Origin of the sequence: Staphylococcus sp. NRL 16/872, assembly GCF_022815905.2 — a bacterium.
Classification (GTDB): Bacteria; Bacillota; Bacilli; order Staphylococcales; family Staphylococcaceae; genus Staphylococcus.
Map to the genome: position 1 here is coordinate 2219044 of NZ_CP119327.1, position 8839 is coordinate 2227882.

Consider the following 8839-nt stretch of genomic DNA (forward strand, 5'->3'; position numbering starts at 1 on the left):
AATTAAATATTAAAATAAAAAAAGTCATAATTAAAAATTAATTTTTTTATCAATTCTTAATTATAACTAGTTTTACCCCATTTTCTTCAGAACAAACCATAATTTCATTTTCACACTTCCTAGAAACACTCACAACCTCATTAACACTAATCATTTGGAGATATTTTACTTTATAACTTTGCCACTCAATTTTATACATATTCAATATATAATCTACTACGAATTGTCCAGGAACTATCATATGATGAAGAGGATTTTGATCATTAACAATAGCCAAATACTGGTCGACTTGTGCTTGACTGAACTTCATTTAATTTCTCTCCTCTATGAACGTTTGTTCAATAATCATACAGGTTTTATTATTTTTATTTATTTTCAATTCAAAAATATATTGGTCAAATTGCTTTACCTTATTAGTGCGTTTATGCGTTAAATATACAGAATATTGTATGCCACAGACCAACTTTTCATATTGATTTACTCGGGTACGTTTTAACATAATCTTTTTACCCTTAAAAGGTTGAAACAAATCAAATTCTGGCCACAGTTTTGCACACATCAATGGTGGCACAGTGGCATCATAGACGCTGCCAATCAAATCACAATAACGTTGCACGTCTTCTTCATGAAAAGCTACATGACGCGCTTCACTGGTGCCACTTTTCAAAGAGAATTGCATTGCCCATACCTCCTCCAATACCCATCGTTGCTATGCCTAATCGCCACGCAGGTAAATTAAACAAACGTGCGACTAACGCTGCTCCACTAGCACCATAAGGATGACCCGAGGCGATGGCGCCACCCCATTGATTCACGCGCGTTGTATCCAGATGCAACTCATTTATTGAAGCTAGCACCTGAGAACTAAATGCCTCATTCAATTCCACCACATCTATATCCTCAATTTGTAACGTCTGTTGCTCCAATAAACGTTTCACCGCAGGAACTGGCCCAATGCCTAACAGCGTTGGATCCACCCCTGTCGTTACTGCATCTTTAATTTTTAATCCTTGCATGAAGCCATATCCTATTGCCAACTCTTTCTCCATGACAAGCACGAGACCTGCACCATCATTCTTCATGCAACTATTACCCGCCGTCACTGTTCCATTATCCAATAAAGGACGTAAGCGATTTAAACGCGCTTCCGTTAAGGTCGACTTGATACTCTCGTCTCGCTCAAACCATTGTCCTTTCACCCTTAACGGCACAATCTCACGCTGAATATCGCCATTATCAAAGTGCTTCGCCGTTAACCGATGACTGCGAACCGCAAACGCATCTTGGTCCACTCGCGACACACGATAGTGCTTCGCCACATTCTCAGCCGCTTCAATCATGCTCGGATCCTGACCTTCTGGCGCAAACGACGCACGCTCATAGAATTGAGGCAATTGCGTCTCATAAACTGACTGCGGACGCTTAATCTTCCACGGCGCCCGACTCGTACTCTCGACGCCACCTGCCACATACACACGCCCCGCACCACACTGCACCATCCGACACGCATAAATAATACTTTCCAACCCAGAACCACACTGCCGATCCACCGTTACACCCGGTATCTCAATAGACAAGTTCGCTTCCAACAACGCCTTACGCGCAATATTACCACCATTACCCACAACATTTCCTAATATTACATCATCTATTTGCTCCACAATTTCAGGAAATTCATTTTTTATTTTTTGAAAAAGGGGTAACAATAACTGCTCAGGTTCTAAATGTTTGAGCGTCCCACCGTACTTACCAAACGGTGTCCTTTTAGCCCATACTATGACCGCTTCTTTCATATTTCTAGCTCCCCCTTTAAATAAAGCTCTCGCAATGTGCCACGCGCCACTTTGCCACTATTGGTAAAAGGCATCGTACTTACTTTCACAAGTTTTGAAGGCACTTCATATCGCGACAGTGTTTGTAATAAATAGCGTCGTAAACTTAAATAATCAAGTTCGCGATGCCCCATATAAATAAGCACTGCAATTTCACCAAAGCGTGTATGCGGTTCCCCAATCATCACCGCTTCATCAATGCCATCCAATTGCTTCACATGTTGTTCAACGGCAGTCGGGTAAACATTCTTACCTCCTATAATAAGTCGTTCACTTTTACGACTGACTAAATAAAGGTTTTGATCTTTTACATAGGCGTAATCGCCTGTCTCTATCCAACTTTGTGGTTGAATCACTTTACAGTTCACATAACCAGAAAACGTCATATTGCTTTTAACATGCAAGAGGCCGATTTGATCACTATCTTGTTCTTCTAATTGATACGTTACATTAGGGAACAGTTGGCCAACTGAGTCTGTTGGGGCCGTTTGATTAAAGTTATAACTAATAAAACTCGCTTCAGAAGTACCAAAGAACTCTATGATATTCGCTTGTGGAAATGTAGTAGTAACATCTTGAAATAATTGAGGTGAAAGTTTAGCTCCACTACTTAGTATAGATGTAAGCATCTTCGTTTCACTTGGTATATGAACGAGTTGCGACAACATTGTTGGAACGAGAAACAACGCTATCGATTGTGTTTGTTGTTGGATATGTTGCATTAATTGTTGCGCATCAAAGTGTTGTTGCCCGATAAATGTTCTTCCTGACCACAAAGCATAAATGCAAGTGTACAATGACAACGAATGTGCCAGTGGACCCGGTGCAATGAAGATAGATTCGTCGTGATGTAATAGCTTTTCATTTTCAATATAAGAGGCAAGCCACGATGGTTCGTTACGATAATATGCCTTAGGAAGTCCTGTCGTCCCTGACGTGAAACCAATATGTAACAAGTCTTTAACTTGAGACTGTTCATCGATATAATGCACATTCGTCGCATGTGTCTTAGTGATTGTTATTTCGCCGTCTGCTTCTAGTAAATATTCAATATGATATGTATCGATAAGTTCATTAATTAAAGTCGTTGACCAATTTGTATCTAAAAAACATGGTACTCCGCCTATCATGTGTATCGCAAAATAATAAACCATATTAATCATCGGTTCATCACTTAATAAACCCACTCGAGATCCTACTTGTAATTCAGGAAAGTGCGATTGGGCTTTACTAATCTCGCGATGCAAATTCTCATAAGTTAAGACCTCATCATCAAATTGCAGTGCAATAGCGTTTGGCTGTTCGTTTGTATAGTATTGAATGTTCTTTAAAATTTCTAGCATATGGCACCTTCTCTTAATGTCAACTTTATAATATATAATGTTAACATTTATTATGTGACGATACATCTATTATCCGTGCTTTCTTCATATACGCGTTAGTTCTATAGGCTCTTCAATCACATAATTGGGTTGTTCATTTGATAATGCTTCTTTACTATGAGAGCCCCATGTTACAGCTATCGAATCGATACGTGCTGCTTTCGCCATTTGAATGTCAAAGATAGCATCACCGATATATACCGCTTTGTCTGGTCTTAAATTGTACTTATTCAATATCGATAGAATGCCATCTGGATTAGGTTTATAAGCTTTCACTTTGTCAGAACCTATAGCTTCAGTGATATACTGATAGAGTCCTATACTTTCTAAATTACGTATCAGTACCTCTGTTTTCTTGCTAGAGACGACAAATAGTTTCTTATTTGCTTCACTTAATAATCTAATCACTTCTGATATATATTCAAATGGTTTTAAATAATCCGTTTCATACACTTTGTATTTTTGTCTAAATAACGTTAATAGCTGTTCTACTTCTTGCTCACTTAAAGTACGTTGACTCATTTTCAAAAATGAAACCTCAATAGGAATACCCATATAGTATGTAATATCTTGTTCCGTAGGTATATTAAGCCCGAATGTTTTAAAAGCTTGTTGTGTTGCTACAATACTACATTCTTTCGAATCCCCTAACGTACCATCAAAGTCAAAAATATAGTTCTCATATTTCAAATGTTATTCACCTCAATATCAATCATTAATTTCTTTTAATTGTCATACATAAAAAAATTCCAGTCAATCTTAAATAAGACTGACTGGATAAAACTCCAATTATTTATTCTAAGTTCGCATGATTTTGTTGCATTGTTTCTTCATCTATATTAAACGTATCCATTAAACCTAGTACAACACTGTCTAAGAACAATAAAGAAGATTGTTCAAATAAACTGCCTAATGGTTGTGCTGAACCTTCGGCATCATGTTTCGTACCAGCAGGAAGTTCAATTACAGTTTCAGCTAATTCACCAATAGGAGATTCCGGTTTTGTTGTTAATAACACCACTTTTGCTCCTACTGATTTCGCTTTATCAGCTAATAAACGTAAATGCTCTGTAGAACCTGAACCAGATAATATTACAAATAAATCATGTTCTTGTATAGAAGGTGTTGTTGACTCACCTACTACGAATGCTTCTTTACCTAATTGGTTAAGACGCATCGCAAAACTATTTGCCATAAACCCTGAACGACCTTTACCTGCTGTAAAGATACGTTGTGCGCCATTCACATCATTCGCAAAACGGTCGTATTGCTCATCTTGCACATGTGATAATGTACGTTCTAATTCTTCAAGGATAAGATTATAATTTGTAAATTGAGACATATTACTTACCTTCAATCGCTGCACGACATTGTTTAGCCGCTTCTACAGGGTCATCTGCATTCGCGATACCGCCACCAACAATAACTAAATCTGGCTCTTCAGCAACAATGTCTTTAATTGTATCTGGTTTGATACCACCAGCTACCGCTACTTTAGAGTTCTTAATTACTGATTTCACTTTACGTAAACTATCTAATGGAGATTGACCTTCAGCTTGTAAGTCATAACCAGTATGAACTGCAATATAGTCAGCACCCATTTCGTCAACTTCTTTAGCACGTTGTTCTAAATCTTGTACAGCGATTAAGTCTACTAATAATTGTTTATCGTGTTTATGTGCTTCTTCAACTGCAGCTTTGATTGAAGCATCTTCTGCTACACCTAAGATTGTTACAACGTCAGCGCCAAATTTAACTGCTTGGCTCACTTCATAGTCTGCTGCATCCATGATTTTAAGGTCAGCTAATACTTTTGCATTATTAATATTTTCATTTAAATGTTGAACTGCTGGTAAACCTTCATTGATAACGATTGGTGTACCAATTTCTACGATATCTACATATTCCTCTACTTTTTTAGCTAATTCTGCTGCTTCTTCTTTATTTAATAAATCGATTGCTAATTGTAATTCCAATGCAAACATCCTTTCATTACTAAAGTATTTCATTCACTTTAGTTCGTGTTTTTTATCTTTCACATTTAAATGTTTACCCGTCTGTTATTTTTTTAAACGATAGAATATTTTTAAACGTTTATTTTCTTCTTTTCGGAAAATTAATATTGTAATTAAACTTAAATAAAGAATTAATACAACTTTTTATAAATAAATTGAGCAGAGATATACAATTACTCCTATCTTTTTAGTAAAATAAATAGATAAACACATTGTATGGTTGCAAGGAGTGAAAGTGTTGGAACTCATTAATGCTGAAGCAGTACAACGACTATTAACATCATTTGAAAATAAACCAGTATTCCTACACGTTGAAACGACTAATGGTGCGTATGCAAACCATTTCGATCAACGTGTCTTTAATGCGGGGACATTTTTAAGAAATATACAAGTTACTTATGAACATGCACAACTTAAAGGCGGAGACAAAGACCCTTATCGTGTTGGGTTAAAGCTACGTGATGGCGGTTGGGTTTATGTTCAAGGATTAACACATTATGAAATTAACGACAACGATGAATTTTTAATTGCAGGGTTTAACTACGAAGGACAATTGGCGGCTACACTCGAAATTAGTGAAAAGCCATTTACAATATAGAGGAGGCTTATTCATGAAAGATGAAAGACACGTATTAATGATATTCCCACATCCTGATGATGAGACCTTCTCATCGGCAGGCACCATTGCAAACTATATCGAGAATGGCGTACCAGTAACTTATGCTTGCTTAACTTTGGGGCAAATGGGACGTAACTTAGGGAATCCCCCTTTTGCAACAAGAGAATCATTACCCAATATTCGCGAACGTGAATTAGAAGAAGCCACGAAAGTAATTGGTATCACTGATTTACGCAAGATGGGATTACGTGATAAAACCGTAGAATTCGAACCGCATGAGCAAATGGATGATATGGTAAAGAATTTAATTGAAGAAACGAATCCTTCTGTAATTATTTCTTTTTATCCGAAGTTTGCCGTGCATCCAGATCACGAAGCAACAGCAGAAGCTGTAGTAAGAACGGTAGGTCGTATGCCGAAAGAAGAACGTCCACGCTTACAACTCGTTGCATTTAGCAATGATGCACCTGAAAAGTTAGGTGAACCAGATATATTAAACGATATTAGCCAATATAGAGAGCTTAAATTGAAAGCTTTCGAAGCACATGCTTCACAAACTGGTCCATTTTTAAAGCAATTAGCAAGTCCAGAAGTAGACGGAGAAACGCAAAGTTTCTTAGATGTGGAGCCATATTGGACATATCATTTTGAATCTTAAGGGGAGGTAAATGATGACTGAATTTGATTTATCTACACGCGAAGGTCGCTGGAAGCACTTTGGCTCAGTAGATCCAGTAGAAGGAACAAAACCTACAACAAAAAACGAAATGACGGACTTACAAAGTACGCATAAAAACTTTTTATTCGAAATAGAAGAAGTAGGTATTAAAAATTTAATTTATCCTGTTAACATTGATCGTTACCAAACGGCAGGAAAATTTAGCTTTTCAACAAGTCTAAATCAAGATGAAAAAGGAATTAACATGAGCCGTATTTTGGAAAGTGTTGAAAAACATTATTCAAACGGATTAGAGCTTAATTTCGATACACTTTATCAAGTATTACGTACTTTACAAGGCAATATGAAACAAAATTCAGCTGGTGTAGATGTAACTGGCAAATGGTTCTTTGATCGTTTTAGCCCAGTTACAAACATTAAAGCAGTAGCAAATGCCGATGTGACGTACGGTTTAGCAATCGACAAAGATAAAGTGACTCGCAAAGAAATTACAATTGAAGCCACAGTTACTACGCTATGTCCTTGTTCTAAAGAAATCAGTGAATATTCTGCTCACAACCAACGTGGCGTTGTCACTGTGAAAGTGTACTTAGACAAAGATAATAATGTGGTTGATGACTATAAAGAAAAAATCTTGGATGCGATGGAAGCTAATGCAAGCTCAATCTTGTACCCTATTTTAAAACGTCCAGATGAAAAACGTGTCACTGAACGTGCTTATGAAAATCCACGTTTCGTTGAAGACTTAATCCGCTTAATCGCTGCAGATTTAGTAGAATTTGACTGGATTGACGGCTTTGACATTGAATGTCGTAATGAAGAATCTATTCATCAACACGATGCATTCGCTAAATTAAAATATCGCAAATAATTATTTCAAAAATAAAGCAGTTGTCTCTTACTTACTTTCGTGAGACAACTGCTTTTTAATATTTGTGAATTTCTATAATGAAATAAACTTTATTAGATTATAGTTAGGTCGATTTACCGTAGCTTTAGCTTAATTATGTTTCATCATTCGCTTTTCACCAGGTTTAACGAAACACATCGCCACAATACTGATTAGCGACGCGACTACTGCTGAGATAAACATAGAAGAGTAACCGTAACTTGCTACTAAATATCCTGTTAATGTCGGTGCAATGACTGTTGCTGTATTAACGAAGAAATGAGTAATACCACCATATGTACCCGTTTTACTAGGAGCCGTATCAATAATAACAGACCAGTAGACGCCGTTTGGTAAGAAAATAAATGCATTCCCTATCATCATTAATATCATGATAGCTACAATACTATGTGTAAATGGAATGATTAAGAAACAAATCGCCGCACAAATCATACCTACTATCGCAAAGTATGAACGTGCTATACGTAGACTACCCGTTTTTTTACGAAGCCAGTCTGAGATATGACCGCCAAAATAGATTGTAAAACAAGCACCTATCCATGGCACCATGCCTAAATACCATAACGAATGAATTTCAAAATGATACTCATCCTGTAAATATTTAGGCGTCCAAGTTAGTATTAAAAAGTTTACATATTGGAAACCAAAATAACCAAACATATTACCTACTAATGTAGGACTTTTAAAGAAATGATACCATTTTTCATTTTTATTATTTTCAGTGTTAACTGTCTTCTCAACATTTAAACTATCATCAGTGGCACGAATTTCTTCAAGTTCCTCTTGTGAAACACGTTTATTATCTTCAGGATAATCTGTAAACACGAAAGCCCAAATGACTACCCATACTAATCCTAGTGCCCCTAAAATAATAAATAACAATCTCCAACTTGCTACTGTAAGGAAACCAGAAACAATAGGTGCTGTAATTAAAGCGCCCAGTGGTACGCCAATTAATCCTAATGCAGATAATAAACCACGTTCTTTTGGTGCGGCCCAGTTCGCATTGGTTTTACTAATAATTGAAAAGACTGGACCTTCTGCTACGCCAAATAATACACGTAATAGACCGAAACCAATAATCGCTGAACCACCAAATAACGCCATACCTATCTCGCCGGCAAAAGCCATTGCCATTTCGGCAATAGACCATGCAGTCCCAGCAATAATCCAAACAAATTTAGGACCTTTTTTATCTGCTGTTAATCCCCCGATTAATGAACCAAACATGTAACCATAACCAAAACATCCTAAAATCTTGCCCCATGCGATCGTATCAAAGCCATATTCACTGATGATATCTTTCTGTGCATAGGAAATAGCCCCTCTGTCGATATAATTGATCATTGTCATCACAATAATCATTGTAATAATAAAGTAACGATATTTCTTCATTTAAATC

11 protein-coding genes are annotated in these 8839 nt (G+C 36.7%); 3 read left to right on the forward strand and 8 right to left on the reverse strand.

Features of this window, described 5'->3' with window-relative positions:
• Positions 1 to 49 precede the first annotated feature (49 nt).
• From MT340_RS11105 to hxlA, 7 genes are all read right to left on the reverse strand, one after another.
• Entirely contained in the window at positions 50 to 310 is a 261-nt protein-coding gene (locus tag MT340_RS11105) for a hypothetical protein (RefSeq protein WP_243590011.1), read from the reverse strand.
• Positions 311 to 679, reverse strand: a complete 369-nt coding sequence (locus MT340_RS11110; protein WP_243590012.1) for a protein VraC — start codon at positions 677 to 679, stop codon at positions 311 to 313. It abuts the gene before it with no gap.
• Positions 648 to 1793 carry a thiolase family protein gene (locus MT340_RS11115; RefSeq protein WP_243590013.1) on the reverse strand — a complete coding sequence of 382 codons (1146 nt, stop codon included), beginning with the start codon at positions 1791 to 1793 and terminating at the stop codon, positions 648 to 650. Before MT340_RS11115 ends, MT340_RS11110 begins: the two co-directional genes overlap by 32 nt.
• Positions 1790 to 3175, reverse strand: a complete 1386-nt coding sequence (locus MT340_RS11120; protein WP_243590014.1) for an AMP-binding protein — start codon at positions 3173 to 3175, stop codon at positions 1790 to 1792. Before MT340_RS11120 ends, MT340_RS11115 begins: the two co-directional genes overlap by 4 nt.
• Positions 3176 to 3259: 84 nt before the next feature.
• Positions 3260 to 3904, reverse strand: a complete 645-nt coding sequence (locus tag MT340_RS11125; RefSeq protein ID WP_243590015.1) for an HAD family hydrolase — start codon at positions 3902 to 3904, stop codon at positions 3260 to 3262.
• 103 nt (positions 3905 to 4007) lie between these two features.
• Positions 4008 to 4556, reverse strand: a complete 549-nt coding sequence (gene hxlB, locus MT340_RS11130) for a 6-phospho-3-hexuloisomerase (RefSeq protein ID WP_243590272.1) — start codon at positions 4554 to 4556, stop codon at positions 4008 to 4010.
• A 1-nt stretch (position 4557) separates the two neighbouring features.
• Positions 4558 to 5190, reverse strand: coding sequence for a 3-hexulose-6-phosphate synthase (hxlA, locus tag MT340_RS11135; protein WP_243590016.1), 633 nt, complete (start codon positions 5188 to 5190; stop codon positions 4558 to 4560).
• Positions 5191 to 5467: 277 nt separating this feature from the next.
• On the opposite strand from hxlA, the gene MT340_RS11140 reads away from it, so the two are divergent.
• Genes MT340_RS11140 through folE2 form a run of 3 tightly spaced genes read left to right on the forward strand, consistent with a single transcriptional unit; the run spans position 5468 to position 7398 of the window.
• Positions 5468 to 5827: a DUF1806 family protein gene (locus MT340_RS11140; RefSeq protein WP_279390497.1), complete on the forward strand. Its 360-nt coding sequence runs from the start codon at positions 5468 to 5470 to the stop codon at positions 5825 to 5827.
• A 13-nt stretch (positions 5828 to 5840) separates the two neighbouring features.
• The gene (bshB2, locus tag MT340_RS11145) at positions 5841 to 6506 is read left to right on the forward strand and encodes a bacillithiol biosynthesis deacetylase BshB2 (protein WP_243590018.1); all 666 of its coding nucleotides are present in this window, start codon (positions 5841 to 5843) and stop codon (positions 6504 to 6506) included.
• 13 nt (positions 6507 to 6519) lie between these two features.
• Positions 6520 to 7398: a GTP cyclohydrolase FolE2 gene (gene folE2 / locus MT340_RS11150; RefSeq protein ID WP_243590019.1), complete on the forward strand. Its 879-nt coding sequence runs from the start codon at positions 6520 to 6522 to the stop codon at positions 7396 to 7398.
• Positions 7399 to 7527: 129 nt separating this feature from the next.
• On the opposite strand, the gene MT340_RS11155 is transcribed toward folE2, so the two are convergent.
• Positions 7528 to 8832 (reverse strand): MFS transporter, encoded by a 1305-nt coding sequence (locus tag MT340_RS11155; RefSeq protein WP_243590020.1) that lies wholly within the window; start codon positions 8830 to 8832, stop codon positions 7528 to 7530.
• Between the last annotated feature and the right edge of the window lie 7 nt (positions 8833 to 8839).

What these genes read in the sequence shown, in the direction of transcription:
- MT340_RS11105 (WP_243590011.1), bottom strand. Translation starts at nt 310, where the DNA reads ATGAAGTTCAGTCAAGCACAAGTCGACCAGTATTTGGCTATTGTTAAT.
- folE2 (WP_243590019.1), top strand. Translation starts at nt 6,520, where the DNA reads ATGACTGAATTTGATTTATCTACACGCGAAGGTCGCTGGAAGCACTTT.
- MT340_RS11120 (WP_243590014.1), bottom strand. Translation starts at nt 3,175, where the DNA reads ATGCTAGAAATTTTAAAGAACATTCAATACTATACAAACGAACAGCCA.
- MT340_RS11155 (WP_243590020.1), bottom strand. Translation starts at nt 8,832, where the DNA reads ATGAAGAAATATCGTTACTTTATTATTACAATGATTATTGTGATGACA.
- MT340_RS11110 (WP_243590012.1), bottom strand. Translation starts at nt 679, where the DNA reads ATGCAATTCTCTTTGAAAAGTGGCACCAGTGAAGCGCGTCATGTAGCT.
- MT340_RS11115 (WP_243590013.1), bottom strand. Translation starts at nt 1,793, where the DNA reads ATGAAAGAAGCGGTCATAGTATGGGCTAAAAGGACACCGTTTGGTAAG.
- bshB2 (WP_243590018.1), top strand. Translation starts at nt 5,841, where the DNA reads ATGAAAGATGAAAGACACGTATTAATGATATTCCCACATCCTGATGAT.
- hxlB (WP_243590272.1), bottom strand. Translation starts at nt 4,556, where the DNA reads ATGTCTCAATTTACAAATTATAATCTTATCCTTGAAGAATTAGAACGT.